Source organism: Kitasatospora sp. McL0602 (assembly GCF_052076145.1).
Lineage (GTDB): Bacteria > Actinomycetota > Actinomycetes > Streptomycetales > Streptomycetaceae > Kitasatospora.
The window spans coordinates 4257627-4282569 of the sequence record NZ_CP197246.1 but is presented as its reverse complement, the minus strand read 5'-3'; the positions used below and the strand labels follow the sequence as shown (position 1 = coordinate 4282569).

Below are 24943 nucleotides of genomic sequence, written 5' to 3'. Positions count from 1 at the left end.
ACTACCCCGGCAGCAGGGCCGCATCCTCGGGCGGCAGCCAGCTGCCGGGCGGGCGTCGCAGCCAGCCCTCCCGGGCACCGATCTCGGCGGCTGCCGCGAGCAGCGCGTCCAGACCGGGGTGCCGCACACCGGGGCGGTGGACCAGCCCGACCAGACTGAGCGGGATCGGCTCGACCAGCGGGAGGGTGACCGTCCCGGGTATCGCCGGGCCGCCGGTGGTGGTGAGCATCAGCTCGCCGTGGCGGCCGATGTAGTGCGCGAGTTCGTCCTCGCCGACCGGTGGGGTGTTGGCATCGGCCGCCGACAGGCCGTGCCGGTCCAGCAGTTGGCGGCAGAGGTCGGTCCACTCGGTGGTCGCCGGGTTGCCCGCGCAGATGTCGACGGGGTGGCCTTCGAGAGCGGAGACCGGCAGCACGCCGGTAGCGAGCCGATCGGCCGACGGGTGAGCCAGCGGGTGGGCGAGCGGCACCAGCACCGCCATCCGCTCCAACCGGACTGCCCGGTGCACGAGTTGCCCCCGGACGGCAGCCGGGAGTCCGGCGTACCGACCGAACGAGACGTCGAGCCGGTGTGCGGCCAACTCCGCTGCGGCGGAGGCGAGTCCGCCGTGGTAGCGGGCCAGCAGTTCTCCCCCCGGCACGGCCGCGCGGGCGGCCGCGAGCAGCCGGTCGGCGGTCAGGTCGTCCCCGGTGACAGCACTGTTGAGGTCGACCAGCAGCGGCCCGAAGTCGGCGTCGCCCGCGACGATCTCGTCGTGCAGGGCGAGTAGTTGGCGCACCTTTGGCAGCAACGCCCGCCCGGACGGCGTGAGTTCGACACTCCGGGTGGTACGGGTGAACAGGGCCCGACCGAGTGCGCGCTCAAGGGCCTGGATGTCGCGGCTCAGCGCCTGCTGTGCGATGTGCAGCTGTCCGGCGGCCCGCCCGAAGTGCAGCGTCTCGGCGGTCGCCACGAAGCCGCGCAGCAGCCGGGGGTGCAGGTCGTGGGGCATCACGGCAGGTTAGCAAGCCCGCGATCACTGGAGCCCGGCGGGATTCACAACACAGACGTGTCAATCACCCCGAACAGGTGTTGGACCAGCCCGGCCGCGCCGCCCCAGAGTGGGAGCCCCAACCCCTCCCCCACTCCTCCGGAGCACCGTGTTCGCCTCGTACCGCCGGATCTTCGCCGCGCCCGGCAGCCTCGCCTTCACCCTGGCCGGGCTGCTCGCGCGGCTCGCCTTCTCGATGACCGGGGTGAGCACGGTGCTGGCGATCGCCGCCCGCCGGGGCTCCTACGCCCTGGCCGGGTCCGTCACGGCGGTCGGCGCGGTCACCATCGCGCTCGGGCTGCCGCTGCTCGGCAGGCTGGTCGACCGGCACGGGCAGCGCCGGGTGGCGTTGCCGAGCCTGCTGGTGGCAGCCGGGCCGCTGTTCGCCCTGCCGCTCTGCGTGTACGGAAGCGCCCCGACCTGGACACTGTTCGGCTGCTGCGCGGCCTCCTCCGTGCTGCCGAACCTCGGCGGCATGGCCCGCGCCCGCTGGGCGCACCTCTACCAGGACGACCCGGCGGCGCGGCAGTTGGCGAACTCCTTCGAGCAGGTCCTGGACGAGCTCTGCTTCATGACCGGCCCGGTCCTGGCGACGTTGCTGTGCACCTCGCTCTTCCCCGAGGCCGGGCTGCTGACGGCCGCCGCCCTCGCCTGCACCGGCGGGCTGGCCTTCGCCGCGCAGCGCCGCACCGAACCACCCGTGCGCCCGCCGGTGCCGGGCGGCGACGGCAGCGCCCTGCGGTCGGGCGGGCTGCGGGTGCTGGCGCTCGCCTTCCTGGCGACGGGCGTGCTGTTCGGCTCGATGGAGGTCACCACCATCGCGTACGCCGACTCGCTCGGCCAACGACCGCTGGCCGGTGGGCTGCTGGCGTTGATGGCCGCGGGTTCGTGCTTCTCCGGCCTGCTCTTCGGCCTGGTCCGGCCCGAGCGCCCGGCCGTGGTCCGGCTGCTGGCCGGGGTGGCGGCGATGGCCGGGCTGCTGCTGCTCCCGCTGGCCGCCGCCTGGTCGGGGGCCGGCCTGCCGGTGCTGGCGGTGGCGATCCTGCTCGCCGGGTCGGGCACCGCTCCGACCATGGTGACGGGCATGACGCTCGTCCAGGAGCTGCTCCCGGCCAGGCAGTTGAACGAGGGGATGGCGTTCGCCGTCTCCGGCATCATGATCGGCATCTCGGCGGGCTCCGCGATCGGCGGCGCACTCGCCCAGCACGCCGAGCCGGGCACGGGCTATCTGCTGCCCGCCGGAGCGGCCGTGGCGGCGCTGCTGATCACGGTCGTCGGCTTCCGCAGGAGGCTGGCGGAGGGGCTGGGGAAGGGGCCAGGGAAGGGGCCGGGAATGGCACCGGGGAGCGGGACCGGTCAGGGCGCCCAGGCGTACTCGTACTCGGGGAGCGTGGAGCCGTCCGCGAAGACGCAGTCGCGTTCGGCGACCCGGGTACCGCCCTCGCGCTCGTAGAAGGCGACCGCGCGGGTGTTGGCGGCCAGCACGTCCAGGTGCAGCACGGCCGGCCGGGCCAGCGCGAGGGCGGCGCTCAGCAGCCGTGTACCGATGCCGCCGCCGGTGCTGCCGGGGCGGACGTGCAGGTTGTCGAGCAGGACCCGGCCGTCGGGCTCGGGGACGAGGTAGGCGAAGCCGTACAGGTCACCGTCCACGGCGCTCTCGGCGAGCAGCAGGGTCGGGGTGTTCGCGGGCTCGCCGTAGTCGACGGTGAGGCGCAGGGGCCAGAGCTGCTCGGCGAAGCCGTCGCCCAGGGCGTCGGGCAGGGCGTCGGGCGGGAGGAACGCCGCGTACGAGGTCCGTCGACTGTCGGCATGCAGGGTCGCGACGGCGTCCGCGTCGGCGGGGCCGCCTACCTTGATCACGATCTGTTCGATCATGTGATGAGCCTCCCACGTAATCAACTTGTACCCGCTCCACCGGGAGCTCTAGAGTCATCCAGAGGGGGATTTTGAACGCGTTCGAAATCATGGAGGCGAGTGCTCGGGGGGCACCCGACTCCGCACCACCCCGCTGGTCAGCCGCGTACGGGGGTCGCGGCTGACCAGACGGCCCTCCCCCATCGCACCCACAGGTAGGCTCCGTCCCGTGGACGACGCAACTGAGCCCGGCGGCGCCGAGGCCGCACTCCCCGCCGGAGAACTCCCCGGCGGACGGGCGCGCCCCAAGACCGACAAGAGCGAGCAGACCCGCGCGCTGATCCTCGAGACGGCCATGCGCCTCTTCCAGGAGCGCGGCTACGACAAGACGACCATGCGCGCGATCGCGACCGAGGCCGGCGTGTCGGTGGGCAACGCCTACTACTACTTCGAGTCGAAGGAATTCCTCATCCAGGGGTTCTACGACCGGATGACGGGTGAGCACGCCGTCGACGCGCGGGCCCGGATGCGCGGGAAGACGGACTTCGCCGAGCGCCTGGAGATCGCGCTCGTCTCCTGGGTCGACTGCGCGGCGGACTACCACGAGTTCGCCTCCCAGTTCTTCCGCACGGCCGCCGACCCGACCAGCTCGCTCAGCCCCTTCTCCAACGAGTCCCACCCCGCCCGAGCGACGGCCGTCGAACTCTTCCGCGAGGTGCTCACCGGCTCCGACCTCGCCCCGAAGCTCGACGCCGAACTCGCCGAGCTGCTCCCCGACCTGCTCTGGCTGCACCTGATGATCGTGGTGCTCTACTGGGTCTTCGACCGGACGCCCGACACCGAGCGCACGCACGAGTTCGTCCGACGCTCGACGCCGATGGCCGCCCGCGTCATCAACCTCTCCCGCTACCGGGTCTTCCGCCCGATAGTGCGGGACGCCAAGGGCCTGATCCAGGACTTCATCCTGCCCACCATCGGTCGGACCCAGAAGCCGTGACCCCGAAGCCGTGACCCGAGGCGCCACGAGGCCACGTCAGACGTAGTCCGGGTTCCAGGCCTTCAGCGGGGTGCGGAGCAGCAGGTCGAGCCGGGCGGCCGCAGTCGGTGTGTGCTCGGTGACGAGTGCTGCGGCAGCGAGTCTGGGGGCGGTCTCGGCTCCGAGGTAGAGGGAGCTGAGTTCGCTGACCCCGAGGGTGAGGTCGGGGGTGTCGTCGGTGGGGGTGCAGCGGCCGGTGCCGTCGGGGGACGCTTCGAGCGCCCAGCGGCCGGTCGTCCAGCCGAGCGGGTCGTCGACCTGGAGGATCACCCGGCCGGGCGTGGCGTAGCTGCGGGCTCCGAAGGCGGCCGGCAGGTCGAGCAGCCGGAGCCAGGTGAAGTCGTAGTTGCCCTCGTGCGGGGTGGCTGCGCGGGGGTTGACGAGCAGCAGCGGCAGCGGGTCGTCGGGGCCGATGTTGCCGACCTCGACCCGGCGGACCCAGTCGACCGAGAGGACGAGCCGCCAGAGCGCGGTGGCGGTCGCGCGGTCGAGCGCCAGGAAGTCGGTCACGGTGAGCGTGCCGTCGGCGAGGCTGCCGTCCCACTTGCCGTCGACGCGGTACGTCACCAGCCCGGTGACCTGGCCGTCGGTGTCCCGGTGCAGGGCGTTGAACGGCTCCTTCCACCCGCGCGAGGGCAGCGTCAGCTCACCCGTCTCCAGCGGCCACCAGGTCGGCGGGCGGGAGAGCGCGCCGGGCTGGAGCAGCCGCCAGCGGTTGTGCAGCTCGGGCCCGATCCGCCGGATCTCGGCGAGTTCTGCGAAGTCGATCCGCCCGCCGGGGGCCTCCGGCAGCCCGGCGCGCAGGCCGCCCGAGCGGCCGATGTCGATCCGCCAGCCGTGCGCCCGGGTCGACGGGCCGAAGCCGAAGCGGCCGTAGATGTTGTACTCGGCGGCGCTGAGCACGGCGGCGACGCTGCCGCGCTCGCGCGCGGCGGCGAGGTCACGGTGCATCATCCCGCTGAGCAGGCCACGCCGCCGGTGGGTGCTGGTGACCGTGACGCCGGTAATCGCGTTCACCGGCAGGGTGGCCCCACCGGGCACCGTCAGCTCCAGATCCAGACTGCGGTACGTGGCGACGCAGCTGCCCCCGGCCGTGTGGTCGAAGGCCGCCTGCCAGCGGCCCGGCTCGAACTGCTTGCGGCGCGCGTCGTTGCCCTCGGGGTGGTGCGGCGAGAGGAAGCCGCGCATGACGGCGCGGTCCCACACCGGGATCTCCTGCTCGGTGATCTCCCGGATCTCGATGCCCTTGCCCGCCTGCTCCGGTGTTCGCTCGCCCATCGGGTCACCGTACGGCGGCCCGTCAGATCCGGCACGCGGATTTATCACTACGGGCGCTCCGGCGGCGCACTACGGGCGGCCGTAGAAGTCCGGGCGGCCCATGATCCAGAGGCTGGCCTGCTTGATCGCCATCCCCGGGCGGGGGGCCTCGATCATCTGGTCGGAGCCGAGGTAGATGGCGACGTGGTAGATGTCGGCGGCGCGGCCGGTGTGGGTCCAGAAGATCAGGTCGCCAGGGCGGAGCTGGTGGTAGCTGACGGGGGTGGACTCGGCGTACTGGTCGGCGGCGAAGTGCGGGAGCTGCTTGCCCGCGCGGCGCCAGGCCATCATGGTCAGGCCCGAGCAGTCGTAGCCCTCCGGGCCCTCACCGCCCCAGATGTAGGGGAGGCCGATCTTGTCGCGGGCGAATGCGAGTGCGGCCTCGACGCCGCCGGGCGACCAGGCGGTGTGCTGGGCGGGGGTCTCGGGTGCTGCGGCAGCGGCGGCTGCCTCGGCCGCTGCCGCGCGGGCGGCGGCCTCCTCGGCCTTCCGGGCGGCGATCGCCTCCAGGGCCTCGCGGCGCTGCCGCTCCAGCTCGACGGTGGTGCTGCGGGCCTTCGCGAGGGCGGCGAGCAGCTGTTCGCGGCGGCGGGCGATGTCCGCGACCTCGGCCTGTTGGGCCGTCAGCCGGGCCTGGGCGAGCTCCTTGGCGCGGCGGACGGCTTCGGCCGCACGGTCGGCGTCCTGCTCGGCCTGCTTGGCGGCGGCCGAGGCTCGGGCCGCCTCGGCGGCGGTGCCGGTCGCGGCGTCGAGGATCTCCCGGGTGCGGGTCCCGGCCATGCCGATGGCGGCGGCCCGTTCGGTGAGGGCTCGGGGGCCGTCGGCGGCGAGCAGCGAGTTGAGCGCGGAGAGTTCGGCCCCGGCGCCCTGGCGGTAGGTCTCGGCGGCCAGTTCGGCGGCGCGGTCGGCGGCCTCGATGCGGTCGGCCTCGGCCACTCCGGCCTGCCGGGCGGCGGCGGTGGCGGCGGCGCGGGCTTTGGCGAGCCGGGTCTGGGCGCCGTTGTAGGCCTCGACGGCCTGTTCGGCCAGCCGGCCGGACTGCTCCAGGTCGGCCTGGGCGGTGGAGAGCCGGGCCTCGATCGCGGCGCTGTCGGTGGCGCGGGCGTCGGCCTCGGCGCGGGCTCGGGCGACGTCGTCGGCGGACGGGTAGGCGTCCTCCGCCGGTGTCGACGGGCCATCGGCCGGGTCGTCGACCGGGGCGACGGTCCGCAGGGCGGGCGGCGCGGCAGCGGCGGCCGGGAGCAGGCCGAGGACGCCGGTGAGAGCCAGTAGGAGCGTCGGTAGGAGTCTGCGTGCCATGGGGGAGAGCCCTCTTTCGCCGGACGGTCGACCACCGGACAGTCGACGACTCCGCGGGCGGCGCCACGAACGGCACCACGGACAGCGCCACGGGCGACTCCATGGACGGCTCCATGGTTGACGGCTCGTCAAATGTCCCATCAGGTGACAATTCAGTCACTCGCCGCAATATTCTCAAATGTGACGGCTTCTCAGCACCATCCCCGTACGGCCGCGCGGGTGAGATGTCGGATTTACCGACAGACGGAGCAACGAAACGATTCAGCGACGCGGCTGCGGGGCCACCGGGTGCGGGATGCGGGGGTGCCGGGACGGCGCGAGGTGCGGCGCGTGCGGGGCGGGGCGAGCCGGGAGCGGAGCCGACGGCGTACGGACGGCGTAGCCACGGCTCCGGCCCGCGCGGACGGTTCGGCGGCGCTGCTGGGCCCGCCCCTGGCGCTCGGGCGAGGGGGGCGTCTCGGCCGGGGCGGCGCGGCGGTCGGTGTGCCGGGCCCGGCGGTCGGCGATTCGGGCCCGACGGCGGGCCAGCGCGCGGGCCTCGTGCGCGTCGAGGTGGGCGGTGGCTCGGGCGGCCATCCGCTCGGCGACCCGGTGGGTGGCGGTGTGGTGCGCGGGGACCTTGTCGGGCGCACCCGCGATCAGGTCGAAGAGCCAGGTGCGGGCCCGGTCGGCCCTCCCGTGCAGCAGTCGCTCGCGCCGCACCGCACGGGCCCGGCGACGCGGCCGGGTGGCGTACCGCCAGCGGGCCCAGGGGCTGCTGGGCCGGGCCAGCCGGACGGCGCCGATCCAGGACAGGCCGGGCACCATGATGCCGAGCAGTCCCGTCCAGAGCTTGCCCTTGATCAACGCGACGACGGAGGCCAGGGCGTTGACCGAGATCACCGCGACCAGCCCCCACCGGCCCGTCCCGTCGGAGGAGGTCTGGCCGGGGACGACGCCGAGCGGGACGTACCCGGTGAGCAGCAGGGCGGTGAAGAGGATGCCGAAGATCACCGCGTCCACGGACTTGCGGCCCTGTTCGCTCCAGTACACGTCGTCCAGGTGCAGGATCAGCGCGAACTCGTCCAGCACCAGCCCGCAGCCGATGCCGAAGGCGAGCCCGAACCAGTCGATCCAGGGGTGCCCGCCGTTGGTGGCGAAGACGCCGATGCCGCCGAGCAGCAGGAAGCCGAGCCCGAAGACCATGTGGTGGATGTGCAGGCCGCCGGGGGTGATGTTGCCGGGCCACCAGCGGACCTTGGCGCGGATCATCCGGACGCTGAAGCGGATGCAGACGAAGGAGCAGATGAACCCGACCAGCAGGAGGAAGAGCGGCTGCTTGTGCGCGTCCAGGATGTGGGTGCGGTAGCCGTCCAACAGCGATACCGACGCGAGCGGGGTCGCTGCGAGCTGGTTGAGATCCATGGGCCTTCGTTCCGTCGTCCTCCGCTGCCGTCTGCCTAACGTGCGCTCAGAACCCCCGGGTGCGCTTGGCGGCCCGGCGCGGCACCAGCAGGTACGGCGCGAGGGCGCGGTCGGCGCCGGGGCCGCCGGCGCTCGGGCCACGGCTGCCGGTGATCTTGCCGGGCAGCTTCATGAAGAGCCGGGCGACCTCGCCTCCGAGGTTCACGCCGATGGCGAGTGCGAGCGCGATGGCGGCGGCCCGGCCGACGGAGGCCAGGCCGACGTCCGGCTGGTTCTGGGTGAAGGCGAGCATGCCGAGGTAGAGCGCCGATCCGGGCATCAGCGGGCCGAGCGCGGCGGTGACGTACGGCAGCGAGGAGGCCGAGCGGTAGCGCGCCATCAGCTGGCCGAAGAGGCCGACCAGACCGGCGGCGAGGCCGGTGGCGATGATCGCCGAGACGCCCGCGTTGCGGGTCAGCACCCCGTACGCGGACCAGCCGACGCAGCTGTTGAGGGTGACGAAGAGCAGGTTGCGGCGGTCGGTCTGGAGCAGCATCGCGAAGGCGGCGGTCAGTACCATCGCGGCCGTCAACTGGATCAGCGGATGGCTGGTCACCCCGGCGAGGCTCTCCCCCGGGTTGAACTTGGCGTGCACGTTGAGCCCGACGTAGAGCACCAGCATCACGCCGATCACGATGCCCGCGACGAGGTAGAGCACCTCCAGCAGCCGGGCGGCGGCGGTGATGTAGAAGCCGGTCAGGCCGTCCTGGACGGCGGCGACCAGGGCCCGGCCGGGGAGCAGCGCGAACAGGCCACCGGTGATGACGACCGAGCCGCGCAGCCCCGCGTCGGGGAACCGGGAGAGGATCACGCCCGAGGTCGCGGCGGGCATCGCGGCTATCACGAACTGGTAGAACTCCGGCAGCCCGCGCCGGGCGATCAGGGTGGCCAGCTTGTCGCCGACGATCGCCGCGACGAAGGCGTTGACGAAGACCAGCCAGGCCTTCAGGTCGGCCTTGCCGCCGACCAGGAAGGAGGCGGCGCCCGCCAGCAGCCCGGTCGCCAGGGCGAGCAGCCAGGCCGGGTACGGGTGCCGGTTGCGGCGGATCTCGGCCAGCCGCCGGTAGGCGTCGTTGACCGAGAGCCGCTCGGCGGTGATGTCGGCGACCAGCCGGTAGACGGCCGCAAGCCGGGTGTAGTCGGAGGTGCGGCGGCGCACCACGCGGTCGGCGGTGACGGGCGGCTCGACCAGCGAGGGCTGGAAGGAGATGCCGATCAACGTGAAGGTGACCTGCGGCTCGCAGTGGTCCAGCCCGTACGCGTGGGCGATGCCGAGCATGGCGGCCTCGACGTCCTCGGCGGCCTCGCCGCTGGCGAGCAGCAGCTCGCCGATGCGCAGCGTCAGATCGAGGATGCGGGGCACGTTCTTGAGCGCCGCCTCGGGCTTCTGCTCGCGCTGGGTGCGCTCGTACGCCGGGCGCTCGGCCATCGGCGTGCGCAGCAGCGTCCGCATCCGATCCGGCCAGGGCGCGGCGCCGGGGGCGCCCGGGTTCAGCGTGGGGACACCGAGGCCGGTGGGCATGCTGTAGCCGACGGCTCGCCAGTCCTCGGGGGTGAGGGTGTCCTCGGCGACGCTCCTGGCCAGTGGCTGTGCCGGCGTCAGCTCCGCCTCGGCGGGCCGGAGCAGGCCCCCGGTCTCGGTCGGGGGCAGCGCCAACGGGATCGCGGTGGTGGTCTCGACCGGCGGGGTGTCCGGCCCGAGCAGGCCCTCGGTGGGCGGGGCCTCACGCGGCGGGAGCGGTACGGGCTTCGCGGCCGGCCTGGCCGGCGCACCCCTGACCTTCTTGCCGCTGCCCGCTCGGCCCCGGCCCCGCTTCGGCACTGCCACTCCTCGCCGCCCCTGGTGGCATCGGGCCACCGCCTCGTTCTCGTGCCCCACCTTGCCTGATCGGAGGCCCTGACGCACATGTACGGAGCGGACTGTTCTGCCCGATCTGTTCTGTCCGACCTGTTCGACCCGTCCTGCGGCATTGGCCCCAGGGTCGGCCGTCGGCGGCCGGTCTACAGCTCGTAGCGTTCGGCGATCTCCCGGTGCACCGCCGTGTCGACTCCGGCGGCCTCGGCGAGCTCCAGCCAGCAGAGCGGGTGCGCCCAAGCCGCCGTCAGCTCCCGCAGGGCTGCGTCGGCTGCGGCCGCCGTGCCGGTCGGCGGGACACCGATCGCGGCGTAGATGCCGGGCAGGGCGCCCGCCGGGTCGGCCGGGTCCTCGACGGCGTACTCGCCGCCGCTGTAGACCCAGACGCTGAACCCGGCCGCGCGCAGCCGCTCCCGCAGGGCCGCCCACTCCGCCTCGCCGGGCCAGACGCCGTCCAGCCAGTACGTCGTCCACCCGGCCGGGTCGAGCAGGGTGAGCAGCTCGAAGACGGGCCGCCAGCCCTCGTCCTCCCCCGGGCCGGGCAGGTCGTTCAGCGGGGCGGGCGCGAAGACCACCACGTCACGGTGGTTGAGCGGCACGTCCTCGCCGAGCACCGGGAGGATGCGGGCGGTGGCCGGGCCGGTCCTGACGGCGGGCAGGTCGGTGGTCGCGCCGTTGGTCCGCCGGGCCCGGACGGTGACGAGCTGCCACTCCTCCTCGACCGGCCCGCTGTCCGTCTCGAACTCGATCCCGGCGAGGGCCCCCACCGACCGGACGACGGCCCAGTCCCGGTTCGCGGAGGCAGCGGTGATCAGGTGCCACAGGTCGGACTCCTGGACGGAGCGGTGCTGCTCCCCCGGCCCGGCCTCCCTTACTTCCCCGGCCTCCCCGGCGGGCTCGGCGTGTTCCAGCAGCTCCTGGTAGAGCCGCTGGGCGGTGCCGTGGTCACCGAGCCGGGTCGCGGCGGCGGCCGCCAGCCGGCGCGGGTTGAGCCGCCCCGGCTGCTCGGCCAGCAGCTCCGCGCAGTGCTCGCCGACCTCGGCCCAGCGGCCCTCCGCGGCGGCCCAGCGGGCCCGCGTCCAGTGCGCGTCCGCAGGGCTGACCGGCAGTTGGCGCTCGGCGAGCCGGCGGATGCCCTCGCCGTCCCCGGCCTCGATCAGCAGCGAGACGAGCAGCCCTGCCGTCTCCCGGTCCTCCGGGTGGTCGTCCAGCTGCCGCTGGAGCAGCTCGGCGGCGGCCCGCTCGTGCCCGAGCCCGGCGAGGCCCACGGCCAGCTCGACCGTCACCTCCGGGCCCGAGCCGTCCGGCGCGTCGCGCAGCACGTCGAGCAGCGCCTCGGGCCCGAGCTCACCGGCGGCGGCCCGCTCCCTGAGCGCATCGAGGTCGAGGTCGACGGCTGCCGTCGGCAGGGCCAGGGCCGCTGCCCGGACCTCGGCGAGCTGCTCGGCGACGCCGTCGGTGCGCCGCAGCTCGCCGAGTTTGCGCTCGCCGGTCTCGACCAGCGTGCGGGCGACGGTGCGGGCGCCCCGGCCGACGGCGAGCCGGGCGGCGACCAGCAGCAGGTCGAGGCAGGGGCGGTGCGACCCCGCCCGGTCCAGGTAGCCGGCCCAGCGGGCGAGCCGGGCGCCGAGGGCGGCGTCGTTCGGGTACGCCCCGGCGGCGGCCAGCGTCTCGACGGCGGTGGCCCAGCGGTGGCGGATGTCGGGGTAGCGCTCCGCCTCCGTCGGCTCCGGCAGCAGCTCCAGCGCCGCGTCGGTGCGGCCCAGCTCGGCGAGCAGCAGGGCCCGGCCGACGGCCAGCTTGCGGCGGTCGTCCTCGTCCGGCCGCCGCCCGGCGGAGGTCTGGGCGAGTTCGGCGGCGTCGTACGCGGCCAGGGCGTCCCGGTGGCGGCCGAGCAGGCGCAGCGCGGAGGCGCGGCTGTGGCCGAAGGCGAGCGAGAGCTGCCCACCGGCCGCCAGGATGCGGGCCTGGGCCCGGTCGAGGTGGGCGAGTGCGGCGTCGGGGCGGGCGTCGTCCTCCAGGGTGTCGGCGTACTCGCGGGTGAGGCAGTCGAAGCACGCCCGGCCGGGCTCGACCCGGGCGAGCGTCTCGTCCAGCACGGCGAGCCGCTCGGCGACGTAGCCGGGGCCGTCGATGTTGGCGTGGCAGATGGTGAAGTCCTGGACGGCGCAGACCGACTGCGGGCAGGCGGCGGTCTCCTCCCGGTGCGCGAACTCCAGCAGCGAGACGGCCTCGCCCAGCGCGGCCTCGCCCTGGTGGCGTTTGTTGAGCAGGTTCTGCAGCCGCCAGTGCCGCAGGAAGACCTCGACCCAGGGCAGTCCGAGTGCGCGGGCGGCGGCCAGCGCCTCCGGGTAGAGGGCGTCGAGCTGCTCGTTCCGGCCCTCGACGGCGTGCCCGGCGATCTCGGCCAACGCGGCGGCCAGGCGGTGGTGCCCGGCCTCGGTGAGCTGCCGGTGGGCGTCCTGGACCCAGGCCCAGATGTCGGTGCTCACTCGGCCACCTCCGTCAGGGCCGTGAGCGCGGCGACGGCCGTGCCGACACCGGCCAGCGCACCCGTCAGGTCGGCGGCGGCCGAGCCCGACGCCGCCGCCATGATCACCTTGAGCGAGCGGAGCAGCCCCGCCGCCGTCGCGCTGCCGGTGTGCCCCGCGCGGTAGGCCGCGAGCAACTGCTGCACGGCGGGCGAGGAGAGGTTGAGGTAGAGCCTGGCCTGCACCTCGTCGCCGGTACGGGCGGTGAAGGCGCGGGCCAGCCGCAGCGCGGCGGACGGGATGCGCGCGTCGGCCCGGTCGTCCTCGATCCGCGCCTTGAGCTGCGCGGCGCGGTCCGGCACCAGCACGAGTGGCAGGCCCGGCGGGTCGAAGCGGGCCGGTACGAGCTGCTCGCCCGGGTCGGTGAGGGCTGCGCCCAGCCAGGCGGCCTCCTCCGGCGGCAGCGGGCGCTCGGGCTCACGGAAGAGCTCGCCGGCGCCGCCCGCACCGTCCTCACCCCCCAGCTCGACGATCCGGCACCCGCGCAGCTGCGCGTAGCGGCGCAGGAACGGCAGCACGGCGTAGCGGTCGCCGCGTGCGATCGGCACCTGCATGGCGCGGTAGAGCATCTCCTCGAAGCCGCCCTCGCCGCCGAGCGCGACGTGCACGGTGCCCGCACCGGCCGCCCGCAGCGCACCCGCCGTCAGCTCACCCTGCGAGGTGGGCACCGGCACGTCGTCGGCGAGCAGGGTGAAGAGCCGTTCGTCGCAGAGCGCGGCGCCGAGCAGCTCCTGCCCGTGCCGGGCGAGGATGCGGCGCCAGGCGGCGGGGTGCAACCGGGCGGTCTCGTACAGGCCGTCGACGACGGCGTCGGCGAGGGCCGCGCGCAGGGCGCGGTAGTGCTCGTCGCGTTGGAGGTCCTCGCGGCTGGCGGTGGGGGTGAGCCGGTTCGACTCGACCACCCCGCCGATGAACCCGGCCCAGCCGGGCAGCAGGTCGCGGGCGTCCTCGGCGAGCAGCATGCCGCGCAGGTAGACGGCGAGATCGCGGTTGTCGGTGCTGCCGTAGGTGCCGCCGTCCTGCACCCAGAGCAGCCCGACGGCGTCGGTCGAAGCGCCGTCGGGGGTGACGGGGAAGGCGGTGAGCGGCTCGAAGCGGCGGCCGAAGGCGGCGGCGAAGCGCATCCGGGCGGCGTGGTCGCCGGGCGGCTCGGCGCGCCAGGGCACCGGCACGTCGTTCACGGGTGTCTCGTCGTCGCCGACGTGCACCGGCACGGGCAGCAGTACGCAGTAGCGGGCGAGCACCTGGCGGAGCGCGTACTCGTCGGCCAGGTGGGCGTGTTCGGGCTTGAGCAGCAGCTCGACGACGGTGCCGGGGGCCGGGCGCGGGGCGGTCGGTTCGACGCTGTACTGCTCGCCGCCACGGCTGCGGTAGCGGTGCCCGAGGCCGGGCTCGCGGTGCGAGGTGGTGGTGACGGTGACTTCGTCGGCGACGGAGAAGGCGGAGAGGAAGCCGAGGCCGAAGGCGCCGATCAGCTCCTGGCTGCCCGTCAGATCCCGTAGCAGCCTGGTGTATCCGGTGCCGACGGTGGCCAGATAGGCGTGGATCTCCGGCTCGGTGAGCCCGGCCCCGGTGTCCTCGACCGAGACGACCCGGCGGGCGGCGTCGCCCCGGACCCGGATCACCGGCCGGTGGCTGCCCTGCGGGTCCTCCAGCCTGCGGCGGGTGTGCGAGTCGTGGGCGTTCTGGACGAGTTCGCGCAGGGCGACCAGCGGGGTGGAGTAGAGATGGGTCGCCAGCACCCCGACCAGGCCACCGAGATCGACCTCGGTCGTACGCAGAGTGCGATCGGGCTGCTTCCCCTGCCGGTGATCATCAGACATGAGGCATCAGTCTGCCAGTAGGACTATCTGCGGACCACCGCTTTGATTCTCCATTTGCCCACCGAGGCCCGGTCAACCTGTGGTTGACGAATGCCGGGGTCCGTACATGTCTGACCATGGCACCGGAAATCACCGCCATTCGGGGGTATTACGGCGTATTGACGCATCCTCGGAGCAGCTCGTTCGTTCAGGGGTTATTCCAGCTGTGTGACTCCTTCGGGCGAACGCCGCCGGTATCCATTGAAGTCAATCGGCCGACTGGGGAATGCTTGTCGTGCGACGTCAGGCAACGGCGCACCGTGGGGCGGCCACCCCATCAGCGCCACTTTTCGCACCAGTTAGCAGGGAGACCACCGTGTCCCGTATTCGCGCAGTCGCCGCTGTCACCGCCCTCGGGGCTTTCCTCCTGGCCGGCATCGGCACCGCCCAGGCCGACAACGGCGCAGGCGCCGATAACAACTCCAACAGCAGCGTGGTGAGCAACACCGGCTCCAGCAACATCATCGGCAGCGTCGACGGGAACGCCAACGGCAGCCAGCAGACGGCCACCGGCTCCGGCAGCACCAACCAGAACACCAATGTCGGCATCGCCGGTAACTCCGGTGGCATCGGCACCATCCAGGGCAACGGCAACCTCTCCCACAAGGTCTACTACCCGTTCGTCCTCTACTAGGCCGCAGTCGCCTGTGTGAACCCCGAGGGGCGGGCCCGCCCCTCGGGGTTCACGGCGTGCTGTCGGCCGGGTCGACGCCCAGCACGGCACGGCCGAGCACGATCAGGCACTCGGCCAGATCCGGCCGCAGGCAGTAAGGCCGGTTGCGCACACCGTCGTTGACCACCGCGAACATCGCGTGCACCCTGATCCGGGCCTCGGCGTTCTCGTACTCCGGGCGGATCTGCTGGAGCAGCCCGACCCAGACCCGCAGGAAGTCCCGCCGGAAGTCGAGCGCCGCCCTGCGGTCCGGCTCGGCCAGCCGTTCGGTCTCGCTGAGCATCGCCCCGAGGTAGTCGCTGTTGCGCAGGGCGAAACCGACGTACGCGCGCAGCCCGGCGGCCAGCGCCTCGACCGGGGTGCCACCGGCCGCGATCGCGCCCTCCACCTCGTGCCAGAGCCGCTCCCGGCTGCGGACGAGCGCGGCGGCCAGCAGCTCGGCCTTGGTGTCGAAGTGCTTGTACACACTGGGCCCGGCGATCCCGACGGCCGCGCCGAGCCGGTCGGTGCTGACGCTGTCGAAGCCCCGCTCGTGGAACAGCCGGACGGCCGCCGCCAGCAACTCCTCCCGGCGCGACTCCGACACACCCGAGGCCGGCCCGCGCTCCGGCGAGACCCGCACTGCCTCCATCGTCGGCCCGGCCGGCGAGACCTCGAACAGCTCGCCGCCGATCCGCCGCAGCAGCTGCTCGAACCGCCGCCGGGGCGGCGCGAAGGTGTGGTACGACAGGCTCGCGTACGCCGACAGCACCGACCAGCTGAGCAACTCCGCGTCCGCAAGGGACAGTTCCGGCCGCTGCACTGCGACCGACCGGGCCATCAGGGCGACGTCGGCGCGCAACTCCCGCCGCAGTTCGGCCCGGTGCGCGGCGGGCAGCAGCCGGGCGTCCCGCTGCCAGAGCGTGCCGAGCGCCCGGTGGTCCACGGCAGTGGCGGCGAGCGCGGCACACAGCGCCGACGGCCCCGCCGAGCCGGCCATGACGGCAGCTCGCAGCGCGGAGAGCTCCAACGTGACGATCTGGCGCAGGAGTTCGGGCTTGCCCCGGAAGTGACGGTAGAGCGCGGGGGCCGTGATACCGACCTCGGCCGCGACCTCCGCCATCGAGGTGCGGTGGTAGCCGTACCGGTGGAAGCGGCCCACCGCCACCGCGAGGATCTGCGCCTTGCGCCCAGGCGGCCGCCGCGCCGCGCTCCGCGCGGTCGACTCAGCCGCCACGCCCGTCACCCCCTGTCCCACGCTGTACTCACGCCGTACTCGCCAGGGTAGCAACCATTCACTTATGGCGGCCTGCAATGCACAACCCACTGACTGCGATGCTGGACAGTGGAAGCTACCGGGGATTAACTTGTCAGGCGATCAACCGGCACCACGAAGGGAGCGCAGCCGTGCGCCGTACCGTGTTCACCGAGGACCACGAGGCCTTCCGGTCGACCATCCGCGAGTTCATCGCGAAGGAGGTCGTCCCGGTCTACGAGTCCTGGGAGGCCGACGGCCACCCGCCGCGCGACTTCTACCGCAAGCTCGGCGAACTCGGCGTCTACGGCATCGAGGTGCCCGAGGAGTACGGCGGCGCGGGCGAGAGCGGGTTCAAGTACCAGGCCGTGGTCAGCGAGGAGTGCGCCCGCGCGGGCGTCACCTTCGGCTCCTCGGGCGTGCACACCGGCCTGGTGCTCCCGTACATCCTGGAGTACGCCGACGAGGAGCAGAAGCAGCGTTGGCTGCCCGGCTTCGTCTCGGGCGACATCATGACCGCGATCGCGATGACCGAGCCCGGCGCGGGCTCCGACCTCGCGGGCATCAGCACCACCGCCAAGCTCTCCGAGGACGGCACCCACTACATCCTCAACGGCGCCAAGACCTTCATCACCGGCGGCGTCCTCGCCGACCTGGTGCTCGTGGTCTGCCGCACGTCGCCCTACGACCCGGCCGACCGCCGGGCCGGGCTGTCCATCCTGTGCGTGGACACCGCCTCCGAGGGCTACGCCGTCGGCCGCAAGCTGAAGAAGATCGGCCTGCGCACCTCCGACACCGCCGAACTCTCCTTCACCGACGTCCGCGTGCCGGTGGCGGACCTGCTCGGCGAGGAGGGCAAGGGCTTCTCCTACCTCACCCACAACCTGGTGCAGGAGCGCCTGGCGATCGCCGTCGGCGCGTACGCCTCCGCCGCTGCCGCCGTCCGCTTCGCCGTCCAGTACGTCAAGGAGCGCAAGGTCTTCGGCCAGCCCGTCGCCGAGTTCCAGAACACCAAGTTCAGCCTGGCCGAGTGCGAGGCGCAGGTCGTCGCCCAGCAGTCGATGGTCGACCGCGCCCTGGAGCTCTACCAGCACGGGGAGTTGACCGTCGCCGACGCCGCGGCAGCCAAGCTCTTCTGCACCGAGTCGGCCTCCGAGGTCATCGACAAGTGCCTCCAGCTGCACGGCGGTTACGGCTACATCCTGGAGTACCCGATCGCCCGCCTCTACACCGACAACCGGGTCTTCCGGATCTACGGCGGCACCAGCGAGGTCATGAAGACCATCATCGCCAAGTCCCTGGGCCTGTAGGCCCCTTCGCCGCGCGGCGGCGTGCCCCCCACCCGACCGCCGCGCCCCGGCGGCGGGCCGACCCCCACTCGGCCCGCCGCCACCGCCTGCCGCCACCTGTGCGCGACACCCCTGGCACGACACCCTCAGCCGCCGGACCCGAGGACGTCATGACAACCGCACCGCAGCCCGCCGACTCCCTCGCCGTGGTCACCCGTGTCCAGGCCGCGCTCTGCGCGCGGGGCATGCCCTTCGAGGTCGAGCACACCCCCGCGGGCCCCCGCTACCTCCACGCCCCGCGCACCCTACGGGAGTTCCTGGCCGGCACGCTCGCCCACGGCGACCGGACGTTCCTCGTCGCCGACTCCGGCAGCTGGACCTTCGCCGAGCACCACGCCACCGCCACCACCCTGGCCCGCCACTACCGCGACACCCTCGGCCTGCGCCCCGGCGACCGGGTGGTGATCGCGATGCGCAACCTCCCCGAGTGGCAGATCGCCTTCTGGGCCACCCAGTTGGCCGGCCTGGTCGCCGTCCCGCTGAACGCCTGGTGGGAGGCGGAGGAGCTGGCGTACGCCCTGGACGACTGCACCCCCGGCGCGATCGTGGCCGACCCGGAGCGCGCCGAACGGCTCGCCCCCTGGCTCGCAGCCCACCCGACGCCACTGCTCACCGACGCCGACATCACCGCCCTCCGGTCGGCAGCCCGACCCACCGCCCCCGCAGCCGACCTCGAAGCCGACGCCGAAACCGACTTCGGCCCACTCTCCCCCGACAGCGCGGCGACCCTGCTCTACACCTCCGGCACCACCGGCCGCCCCAAGGGAGTGGTCGCCGGCCAGGCCGCATGGTGCGCCGCTGCCACCAACCCCCGTTTCTTCTCGGCCACTTCGGTGCTCTGCGCGGGCGGCACCCTGGCCGACGTCGTACCGCCGACGGCCCTGCTGACCTTCCCGTTCTTCCACGTCGCCGCCTTCACCTCGCTCTTCCCCGTGATGAGCAGTGGTGGCACCGCCGTGCTGATGCGCAAGTGGGACGCGGCGACGGCCCTCGAGCTGATCGCCGAGCACGGCGTCACCACGTACGTCGGCGTCCCGACCACCGCACTCGGCCTGCTCGACGCTGCGGACGCCGCCGGAGCGGCCCTGCCCACCCTCCAGATGATCAACACCGGTGGCGCGGCCGCCCCGCCCGAGCTGGCCCGCCGGATCGCCCGCCGCTTCGGCGGCCGCGTCGAGGCCCGCAACGGCTACGGCCTCACCGAGACCTGCGGCGGCGTGACCGCCAACATCGGCGCCCGCTACCTCGCCCACCCCGACAGCATCGGCCGTCCCTCCCCCGCCCTGGAGATCCGGATAGCCGACCCCGAAGGCCGTCCGCTGCCCGACGGCGAGGTCGGCGAACTCCGTCTGCGCGGCCAGTCGGTGTTCCACGGCTACCGCAACAACCCGGAGGCCACGGCAGCCGCGTTCAGCGACGGCTGGTTCCGCACCGGCGACCTGGCCTGCGTCCGGGACGGCGAGATCTACGTCGTCGACCGCCTCAAGGACCTGGTGATCCGAGGCGGTGAGAACGTCTACTGCGTCGAGGTGGAGGGCGTCCTCTTCGACCACCCCGAGGTCGCCGACGCCGCCGTGCTCGGCGTCCCGCACCCGACCCTCGGCGAGGAGGTCGCAGCCGTCGTCGTCCTGCACCCCGGCGCCACCGTCGACGCGGACGGGCTGCGCAAGCACGTCGCCCGACGACTGGCGGCGTTCAAAGTCCCCGCCCACGTCCACCTGCGCGCGACGGAGCTGCCGCGCAACCCCACCGGCAAGATCCTCAAGCGGCTGCTGCGCAGCGAACTGGCCTGAGCGCGTACGGGGTCGGGCAGCGCTGAACGGGCGCGGCCGGGGCCCGAAAACCTGTGGACCCGGTGCGGGCGGTGCCACAGAATCAAGACCAGCGACCACCCGTAGCTCAGGTGCCAGAGCACCGTCCTACAAGGCGGGGGACGCCGGTTCAAGTCCGGCCGGGTGGATCGTACGGGTGTAGCTCAATTGGCCAGAGCAGCCGTCTCCAAAACGGCAGGCTGGGGGTTCAAGTCCTCCCGCCCGTGCAAGATTTCGGCCGCCCGGCCGACGCCTGGCCCGCCCCACTCCCGGGGCGGGCCAACTGCATGCCCTGGCCGGCCGCGACCGGCCTAGTTGGGGGTGCCGTTGCCCGGGTGCCGCCAGGCGTCCAGGCCCGCCATCGAGGCCATCTTGGCCTGGTGCAGCGTCCGGGACGCGAGCTCGGTCGGCGGGGTTTCGAGCTTCTGCACCCAGCCGCGCCCGGCCGAGACCAGCGCCACCCCGACGATCGCCGTCCCGGCCAGTCCGATCAACGCCCCGACGCCCGTGAGAGCCGCCCCGGCCGCGAGCATGTGCCGGTTGACCTGGAATCCGCCCATGAAATTCTGATTCGTCGCCATGCACCCACCATCGGCGACACCCGCCGCGGTCGCACCCGGGGAGGGCGGTCCGAGTGGCTGCGCCGGTGCCCGCGACCTAGGGTCGCTGCATGGCCGACCCCGTAGCTGTCGATCTTGCGGTGCTCGCCGCGGAACACGCGGCCAAGGCAGCCGCGAGCCCGCACGGCCGCAGCGCCCACCTGCTCCTGCACGACGGCGTCCTGCGTCAGACGGTGATCGCCCTGACGGCAGGCTCCGCGCTGGACGAGCACAACGCCCCGCCCGCCGCCAGCCTCCAGGTCCTGCGCGGGCGGGTCTCCCTCACCGTCGCCGGCGCCCGGCACGAGCTGGTCACCGGCCAGCTCCAGGTGATCCCGCAGGTGCGGCACGGGCTGCTCGCGCACGAGGACTCCGTCGTCCTGCTGACCGCCGTCACCAACTGAGGGTCTACCCGGCTCTACCCGGCCGGGACCGGCCCGAGCACCCGCTCCGAGGCCAGCCGCAGCCCGCGCAGGAACACCGGCCCGCTCGGCGCCTGCTCGGGGTCCAGCAGCCACTGGATGGCGTAACCGGCGAGCAGTGCCTGGTAGAGCGTCCCCAGCGCGACCTCGTCGTCGGTGTCCGGCACCTCCCGCAGGCCCTGGAACATCGCCGACAACGCCAGCCGGGCCATCCGCTGCGCCCCCGCCAGCACCTCCTTCAGCTCCGGGGTGCGGTCGATCTGGGCGATCGCCTCGAACTGCGCCGCCCAGAGCCCCCGGTACTCCACGAAGGTCTCGCCCACCCTGTCCCACGTCCGGGCGAAGCGCTCCTGCGACGTGAGCGTGCTGTCCGTCTCGGCCGAGACGGCCCGGTCGACCGCCTCGCCCCACTCACCCGTGGCCTCCATCATCGCCGCGTTGAGCAGCGCTTCCTTGGACCCGAAGTGGTAGCCGATCGCGGCGAGGCTCACTCCGGCGGCGGTGGCGATGTCCCGCGCCGTGGTGCGGCCATAGCCCTTGTCGAAGAGGCAGCGCTTGGCTCCGGCCAGCAGGTCTTCCCGATTTCCCATGAGGTGAGCGTACGACAGGATCTGTACAGATGTCTGGCACGTCCGTGTTGCACGTTTGAGTTAGACGATTGTTCTAGACAGATGTCTGACACGTCCGTACAGTCATATCCATGACCGCAACCACCGGCCTCGCCGGCCGCCGCGAATGGACCGGCCTCGCCGTCCTCCTGCTCCCGACCCTCGTCATCGCGATGGACATGGGCGTGCTCTTCTTCGCCGTCCCGTTCATCAGTACGGACCTCCGGCCGAGCGGCACCCAGCAGCTCTGGATCATGGACATGTACTCCTTCCTGCTGGCCGGGCTGCTCATCCCGATGGGCGCCCTGGGTGACCGGATCGGCCGCCGCAAGCTGCTGATGTTCGGCGCCGGCGGCTTCCTGGCCGCCTCACTGCTGGCCGCGTCCGCCGACAGCGCCGGGCAGCTGGTCGCCGCCCGCGCCCTGCTCGGCGTCACCGGGGCCACCCTGATGCCCTCGACGCTGGCGCTGATCCGCAACATGTTCCACGACCAGAAGCAGCGGCAGACCGCGCTCGCCGCGTGGGGCGGCGCGATCATGGGTGGCGCCACGCTCGGGCCGGTGGCCGGCGGCCTGCTGCTGGACCACTTCTGGTGGGGCTCCGCCTTCCTCGGCGCCGTCCCGGTGATGGCCCTGGTGCTGATCGCGGCGCCCGCCCTGCTGCCCGAGTACCGCTCCCCGCAGCGCGGCAGCTTCGACCTGCTGGGCGCCGGGCTCTCGATCGCCACCGTGCTGCCCACGGTCTACGGCATCAAGACCCTCGCCGTGGACGGCTGGAGCGTGCTGCCCGCCGTGACCCTCGCCGCCGGGCTCGGCATCGGCCTGCTGCTGGCACTGCGACTGCGCACCGCGGCCCACCCGCTGATCGACCTGGGGCTCTTCCGCAACCGGTCCTTCACCGGCGCCGTCACCGTCAACACCATCGCGATGTTCGCGATGATGGGCTTCACTCTCTTCACCTCGCAGTACCTCCAACTGGTCAAGGGCTTCAGCCCGCTGATCGCCTCACTCTGGGCGCTGGTGCCGAGCGTCGGGGTCGGTGCGGCGGTCGGGATCACCGGGGCACTGGCGGGCAAGGTGCGACCGGCCCACCTGATGGCCGGGGGCTTCGTGATCGGCGGCGTCGGGTTCGCGGCGATGACGCAGGTCGGGCCGCATTCGCCGCTGGCCCTGATCCTCACGGCGGCGGGCGTGCTGGCCGCCGGGACGGTCGGGACGATGACGCTGACCGCCGAGATGGTCGTCTCGGCCGCCCCCGCCGAGCAGGCGGGCGCCGCCTCAGCCACCTCGGAGACCGCGAGCGAACTGGGCAGCTCACTGGGGATCGCCCTGCTCGGCTCGGCCGGCGCCGCGGTCTACAAGTCGGAGCTGGTCGGCAAGCTGCCCTCCGACCTGCCGGCGGACGCGGCCCGAGCCGCGCACGACACGCTCGGCGGCGCGGTCACGGTGGCCGCACAGCTGCCCGGCCGCCTCGGCGGGCAGCTCCTGGAGACCAGCCGGGCGGCCTTCGTGGACGGGATGCACGTGGCGGCGACGGTCGGGCTGGTCTGCATGATCGCGGCCTCCTTCGCGGCGTACCGCCTGATGCGGCACCTTCCGGCCGCCCCGGCGAGCGAGGCGGCCGGAGCCGAGGAGATCGAGGCGGTCGAGGAGACCGTCGCCGCCTGAGCGGGAGAGGGCAGGGCCGCCGGAGCGGCCGTACGCGGGTCATGTGAAGCCCCGGAGCGACGATCGTCGTCGGTCCGGGGCTCTCGCGTTGGGGGGTTGGGCGTTAGGGGTTGGGGATTGGGCGTTGACGGATAACGGATGACGGATCATCGATGGCGATTGACGGATGACAGATTTTGACATCTGTCATCCGTTAGCCGTTTTCCACCATCGCCCCCAGCAAAGCTGACGGAGTCACAACGGCCCGCCACCCCCTCCCCCCGGTACCGGCCGGTCAGTCGCCACACCGAGCCGGACGCCACCCACGCCGCCCGTCAACACCACATTCGCGCCGCCCACCGGGCCGGTGAACCATGGCAAATCCGGCCACAGCGGCCACAGCAGCCCCCGGCCGGCACCCGCCGAACCATCAGAGGTATGGACCAGATTCCCCGGCGGAAACCCGGGGCGACGTCTGGTCTTTGACTGCCGTTTCCCAGCCGGTGTATACGTTCGGAGCTCGCGCCAGGCATACTGGCCAGGAGACCGGGCAAGCTCGCTCGGCTGTGAAACGGCGAGATTCCGAAGGGACCGGTGGTCAGGGATGCTGCGCAACGGTCTGGAGCCCTGGCACCTCCTGGTGGTGCTGGCTGTGATCATCCTACTGTTCGGCTCGAAGAAGCTGCCTGAGATGGCACGCGGACTGGGCAAGTCCATGCGCATCCTGAAGGCCGAGACCAAGGCCCTGCGCGAGGACGAGACCACCGGTGACGCGGCGGCCCAGAGCACCACGACGGCCAACAGCACGGCCAACGCGACCGCCGACCAGCGGCCCGCGGTGAGCCCGGTCACCGTCACGAAGTCCGACGAGACCCCGACGAAGACGCCGGCGGCCTGAGCCGCCGAGTCCGTCGCACTGAGCCTCCGTACCGTCAGCTGACGGTACGGAGGCTCAGTCGTTTCCAGCCTCCTCCCCCGCTCCGCCCCTCCCCCACCCCGCTGCTCTCCCGAGTGGCTGACCACCGTGCCCTGTTGTCTGCTGGTGAGCACTCGTCCCAGCTCCCGGAGGTACGGATGGCCGACAGCGGCAGCGAGCTCGAACTCGACGAGTTGCGCAGGCGGCTCGCCGCGCTCGAGAAGGAGACCCCGCCGCCGCCCCCGCCACCACGGCACCGGGCACGCTCGTTGCTCGCCGTCATCCTCATCCTGCTCGCCTGCCTGCTGACCCCGCTCGCCGTGGTCTCCTCCTGGACGAAAGGCGAGCTGACCGACACCGACCGGTACGTCGCGACCGTCACCCCGCTCGCCAAGGACCCGGCCGTCCAGGCGGCCGTCACCGACCGGGTGACCACCGCCGTCATGCAGCACCTGCCGATCAACTCACTGCTGGACGACATCGCGCCCGCCGACCGCCCGCTGGTCGGCGCCGCCCTCGGGAGGCTCGGGAACACGCTGACCGACGGCCTCACCTCCTTCGTCCACACCCAGGTGGGGAACGTGGTGGCCGGCGACGCGTTCGTGACCGTCTGGGTGGCCGTCAACCGCAATGCCCACGCCGCCGTCGACCGGCTGCTGACTGGGGAGGGCGGTGGCGCGGTGCAGATCCAGGGGAACGCGGTGACGCTGGACCTGGCCCCCGTGATCGACCAGGTGAAGACCCGCCTGGTGGCCGCCGGGCTCGGTGTCGCCGCCAGGATCCCCGAGGTGCACACCAGCTTCACCCTCGTCCAGTCCGACACCATCACCAAGGCGCAGACCGGCCTCCGGCTGCTCCAGCTGGTCGGCTTCTGGCTGCCCGTGCTGGTGCTGGTGCTCGCCGTGGCGGGGGTGCTGCTGGCCGCCCGGCGCAGGCGGGCGGCGGTGACGGCGGCGTTCGGAGTCGCGGCGGGAGCGGCGGTGCTCGGCATCGCGCTGAGCCTCGTCCGGGCCGTCTACCTGGACAAGCTGCCCGCCGGGGTCGACCAGGCCGCCGCCGGGGCGGTCTTCGACGCGCTGGTGCACCACCTGCGGGTGACCGTCCGGGCTGTGCTGGTGCTCGGGGTGCTGGTCGCGCTCGGCACCTGGGTGAGCGGGCCGGGCCGCCGGGCCGGGCAGGTGCGGCAGCTGTGGCAGGCGGGCTTCGGGGCCGTCCGGCAGACGGCGGAGCGGTTCGGCCTGCGGCTCGGCCCGGTGGGGCGCTTCGTGCACCGGTGGAAGACCTGGCTGTCCGGGGTGGCGCTGGCGGTGGTCGTACTGCTCTTCGTGCTCTGGGACTACCCGAGCGGGCTGGTGGTGTTCTGGCTGGCCGTCGGGCTGGTGGGCGCCCTCGCCGTGCTGGAGTTCCTGGACGAGCCGGGTGAGCCCGGCCCGGCCGCGGCCGGCTGACGGTGGCTCG

20 protein-coding genes and 2 tRNA genes are annotated in these 24943 nt (G+C 73.1%); 11 read left to right on the top strand and 11 right to left on the bottom strand.

Annotated features, from left to right (window positions below):
* Position 1: 1 nt before the first annotated feature.
* Positions 2 to 991: a LysR family transcriptional regulator gene (locus tag ACR68M_RS19510; protein ID WP_441245390.1), complete on the bottom strand. Its 990-nt coding sequence runs from the start codon at positions 989 to 991 to the stop codon at positions 2 to 4.
* A gap of 148 nt (positions 992 to 1139) precedes the next feature.
* On the opposite strand from ACR68M_RS19510, the gene ACR68M_RS19505 reads away from it, so the two are divergent.
* Entirely contained in the window at positions 1140 to 2483 is a 1344-nt protein-coding gene (locus ACR68M_RS19505) for an MFS transporter (RefSeq protein ID WP_441245389.1), read from the top strand.
* Here the strand turns inward: ACR68M_RS19505 and ACR68M_RS19500 are convergent.
* On the bottom strand, positions 2387 to 2905 hold the full coding sequence (locus tag ACR68M_RS19500) for an N-acetyltransferase family protein (RefSeq protein ID WP_441245388.1): 519 nt from the start codon (positions 2903 to 2905) through the stop codon (positions 2387 to 2389). The two genes, ACR68M_RS19505 and ACR68M_RS19500, sit on opposite strands and share 97 nt — an antisense overlap.
* Before the next feature lie 208 nt (positions 2906 to 3113).
* Between ACR68M_RS19500 and ACR68M_RS19495 the strand changes: the two genes are divergently transcribed.
* Positions 3114 to 3881, top strand: coding sequence for a TetR family transcriptional regulator (locus tag ACR68M_RS19495; RefSeq protein ID WP_441245387.1), 768 nt, complete (start codon positions 3114 to 3116; stop codon positions 3879 to 3881).
* A gap of 36 nt (positions 3882 to 3917) precedes the next feature.
* On the opposite strand, the gene ACR68M_RS19490 is transcribed toward ACR68M_RS19495, so the two are convergent.
* The 6 genes from ACR68M_RS19490 to ACR68M_RS19465 form a co-directional block, all read right to left on the bottom strand.
* The gene (locus tag ACR68M_RS19490; protein ID WP_441245386.1) at positions 3918 to 5198 is read right to left on the bottom strand and encodes a GNAT family N-acetyltransferase; all 1281 of its coding nucleotides are present in this window, start codon (positions 5196 to 5198) and stop codon (positions 3918 to 3920) included.
* A gap of 69 nt (positions 5199 to 5267) precedes the next feature.
* Positions 5268 to 6536 (bottom strand): C40 family peptidase, encoded by a 1269-nt coding sequence (locus tag ACR68M_RS19485; protein ID WP_441245385.1) that lies wholly within the window; start codon positions 6534 to 6536, stop codon positions 5268 to 5270.
* A gap of 261 nt (positions 6537 to 6797) precedes the next feature.
* Positions 6798 to 7940: a hypothetical protein gene (locus ACR68M_RS19480; RefSeq protein ID WP_441245384.1), complete on the bottom strand. Its 1143-nt coding sequence runs from the start codon at positions 7938 to 7940 to the stop codon at positions 6798 to 6800.
* Positions 7941 to 7986: 46 nt separating this feature from the next.
* Entirely contained in the window at positions 7987 to 9801 is a 1815-nt protein-coding gene (locus ACR68M_RS19475) for a threonine/serine exporter family protein (protein WP_441245383.1), read from the bottom strand.
* Between the two features lie 179 nt (positions 9802 to 9980).
* Positions 9981 to 12326 (bottom strand): hypothetical protein, encoded by a 2346-nt coding sequence (locus ACR68M_RS19470; RefSeq protein WP_441245382.1) that lies wholly within the window; start codon positions 12324 to 12326, stop codon positions 9981 to 9983.
* A complete protein-coding gene (locus tag ACR68M_RS19465; RefSeq protein WP_441245381.1) occupies positions 12323 to 14188 on the bottom strand; it encodes an ATP-binding protein in 1866 nt (621 codons plus the stop codon). Before ACR68M_RS19465 ends, ACR68M_RS19470 begins: the two co-directional genes overlap by 4 nt.
* Positions 14189 to 14543: 355 nt before the next feature.
* Here ACR68M_RS19465 and ACR68M_RS19460 point away from each other — a divergent pair, with 355 nt between their 5' ends.
* Positions 14544 to 14861 carry a hypothetical protein gene (locus tag ACR68M_RS19460; RefSeq protein ID WP_441245380.1) on the top strand — a complete coding sequence of 106 codons (318 nt, stop codon included), beginning with the start codon at positions 14544 to 14546 and terminating at the stop codon, positions 14859 to 14861.
* A 49-nt stretch (positions 14862 to 14910) separates the two neighbouring features.
* Here the strand turns inward: ACR68M_RS19460 and ACR68M_RS19455 are convergent, their stop codons facing one another.
* Positions 14911 to 16116 carry a TetR/AcrR family transcriptional regulator gene (locus ACR68M_RS19455; protein ID WP_441245379.1) on the bottom strand — a complete coding sequence of 402 codons (1206 nt, stop codon included), beginning with the start codon at positions 16114 to 16116 and terminating at the stop codon, positions 14911 to 14913.
* A gap of 170 nt (positions 16117 to 16286) precedes the next feature.
* Between ACR68M_RS19455 and ACR68M_RS19450 the strand changes: the two genes are divergently transcribed.
* The 4 genes from ACR68M_RS19450 to ACR68M_RS19435 all read left to right on the top strand — a co-directional run bounded on the left by ACR68M_RS19450 (position 16287) and on the right by ACR68M_RS19435 (position 19521).
* On the top strand, positions 16287 to 17444 hold the full coding sequence (locus ACR68M_RS19450) for an acyl-CoA dehydrogenase family protein (RefSeq protein ID WP_441245378.1): 1158 nt from the start codon (positions 16287 to 16289) through the stop codon (positions 17442 to 17444).
* A 149-nt stretch (positions 17445 to 17593) separates the two neighbouring features.
* Positions 17594 to 19276 carry a class I adenylate-forming enzyme family protein gene (locus tag ACR68M_RS19445; protein WP_441245377.1) on the top strand — a complete coding sequence of 561 codons (1683 nt, stop codon included), beginning with the start codon at positions 17594 to 17596 and terminating at the stop codon, positions 19274 to 19276.
* Positions 19277 to 19371: 95 nt separating this feature from the next.
* Positions 19372 to 19443: transfer RNA gene (locus tag ACR68M_RS19440), tRNA-OTHER, on the top strand.
* Positions 19444 to 19447: 4 nt separating this feature from the next.
* A tRNA-Trp gene (locus tag ACR68M_RS19435) sits at positions 19448 to 19521 on the top strand.
* A gap of 84 nt (positions 19522 to 19605) precedes the next feature.
* Here the strand turns inward: ACR68M_RS19435 and ACR68M_RS19430 are convergent.
* Positions 19606 to 19875 (bottom strand): hypothetical protein, encoded by a 270-nt coding sequence (locus ACR68M_RS19430; RefSeq protein WP_441245376.1) that lies wholly within the window; start codon positions 19873 to 19875, stop codon positions 19606 to 19608.
* 89 nt (positions 19876 to 19964) lie between these two features.
* Between ACR68M_RS19430 and ACR68M_RS19425 the strand changes: the two genes are divergently transcribed.
* Positions 19965 to 20297 (top strand): cupin, encoded by a 333-nt coding sequence (locus tag ACR68M_RS19425; protein WP_441245375.1) that lies wholly within the window; start codon positions 19965 to 19967, stop codon positions 20295 to 20297.
* A 14-nt stretch (positions 20298 to 20311) separates the two neighbouring features.
* Here the strand turns inward: ACR68M_RS19425 and ACR68M_RS19420 are convergent, their stop codons facing one another.
* Positions 20312 to 20905, bottom strand: coding sequence for a TetR/AcrR family transcriptional regulator (locus ACR68M_RS19420; protein ID WP_441245374.1), 594 nt, complete (start codon positions 20903 to 20905; stop codon positions 20312 to 20314).
* 110 nt (positions 20906 to 21015) lie between these two features.
* On the opposite strand from ACR68M_RS19420, the gene ACR68M_RS19415 reads away from it, so the two are divergent.
* The 3 genes from ACR68M_RS19415 to ACR68M_RS19405 all read left to right on the top strand — a co-directional run bounded on the left by ACR68M_RS19415 (position 21016) and on the right by ACR68M_RS19405 (position 24933).
* Entirely contained in the window at positions 21016 to 22590 is a 1575-nt protein-coding gene (locus ACR68M_RS19415) for an MFS transporter (protein ID WP_441245373.1), read from the top strand.
* A 583-nt stretch (positions 22591 to 23173) separates the two neighbouring features.
* Entirely contained in the window at positions 23174 to 23467 is a 294-nt protein-coding gene (gene tatA, locus ACR68M_RS19410) for a Sec-independent protein translocase subunit TatA (protein WP_441245372.1), read from the top strand.
* 134 nt (positions 23468 to 23601) lie between these two features.
* A complete protein-coding gene (locus ACR68M_RS19405; protein ID WP_441245371.1) occupies positions 23602 to 24933 on the top strand; it encodes a hypothetical protein in 1332 nt (443 codons plus the stop codon).
* The last annotated feature ends 10 nt before the right edge of the window (positions 24934 to 24943 follow it).

Bases quoted from the DNA above. Each gene is read 5' to 3' on its own strand.
- ACR68M_RS19510 (WP_441245390.1), bottom strand. From the start codon at position 991: ATGCCCCACGACCTGCACCCCCGGCTGCTGCGCGGCTTCGTGGCGACC.
- ACR68M_RS19500 (WP_441245388.1), bottom strand. From the start codon at position 2,905: ATGATCGAACAGATCGTGATCAAGGTAGGCGGCCCCGCCGACGCGGAC.
- ACR68M_RS19490 (WP_441245386.1), bottom strand. From the start codon at position 5,198: ATGGGCGAGCGAACACCGGAGCAGGCGGGCAAGGGCATCGAGATCCGG.
- ACR68M_RS19485 (WP_441245385.1), bottom strand. From the start codon at position 6,536: ATGGCACGCAGACTCCTACCGACGCTCCTACTGGCTCTCACCGGCGTC.
- ACR68M_RS19480 (WP_441245384.1), bottom strand. From the start codon at position 7,940: ATGGATCTCAACCAGCTCGCAGCGACCCCGCTCGCGTCGGTATCGCTG.
- ACR68M_RS19465 (WP_441245381.1), bottom strand. From the start codon at position 14,188: ATGTCTGATGATCACCGGCAGGGGAAGCAGCCCGATCGCACTCTGCGT.
- ACR68M_RS19445 (WP_441245377.1), top strand. From the start codon at position 17,594: ATGACAACCGCACCGCAGCCCGCCGACTCCCTCGCCGTGGTCACCCGT.
- ACR68M_RS19430 (WP_441245376.1), bottom strand. From the start codon at position 19,875: ATGGCGACGAATCAGAATTTCATGGGCGGATTCCAGGTCAACCGGCAC.
- ACR68M_RS19425 (WP_441245375.1), top strand. From the start codon at position 19,965: ATGGCCGACCCCGTAGCTGTCGATCTTGCGGTGCTCGCCGCGGAACAC.
- ACR68M_RS19420 (WP_441245374.1), bottom strand. From the start codon at position 20,905: ATGGGAAATCGGGAAGACCTGCTGGCCGGAGCCAAGCGCTGCCTCTTC.
- ACR68M_RS19415 (WP_441245373.1), top strand. From the start codon at position 21,016: ATGACCGCAACCACCGGCCTCGCCGGCCGCCGCGAATGGACCGGCCTC.
- tatA (WP_441245372.1), top strand. From the start codon at position 23,174: ATGCTGCGCAACGGTCTGGAGCCCTGGCACCTCCTGGTGGTGCTGGCT.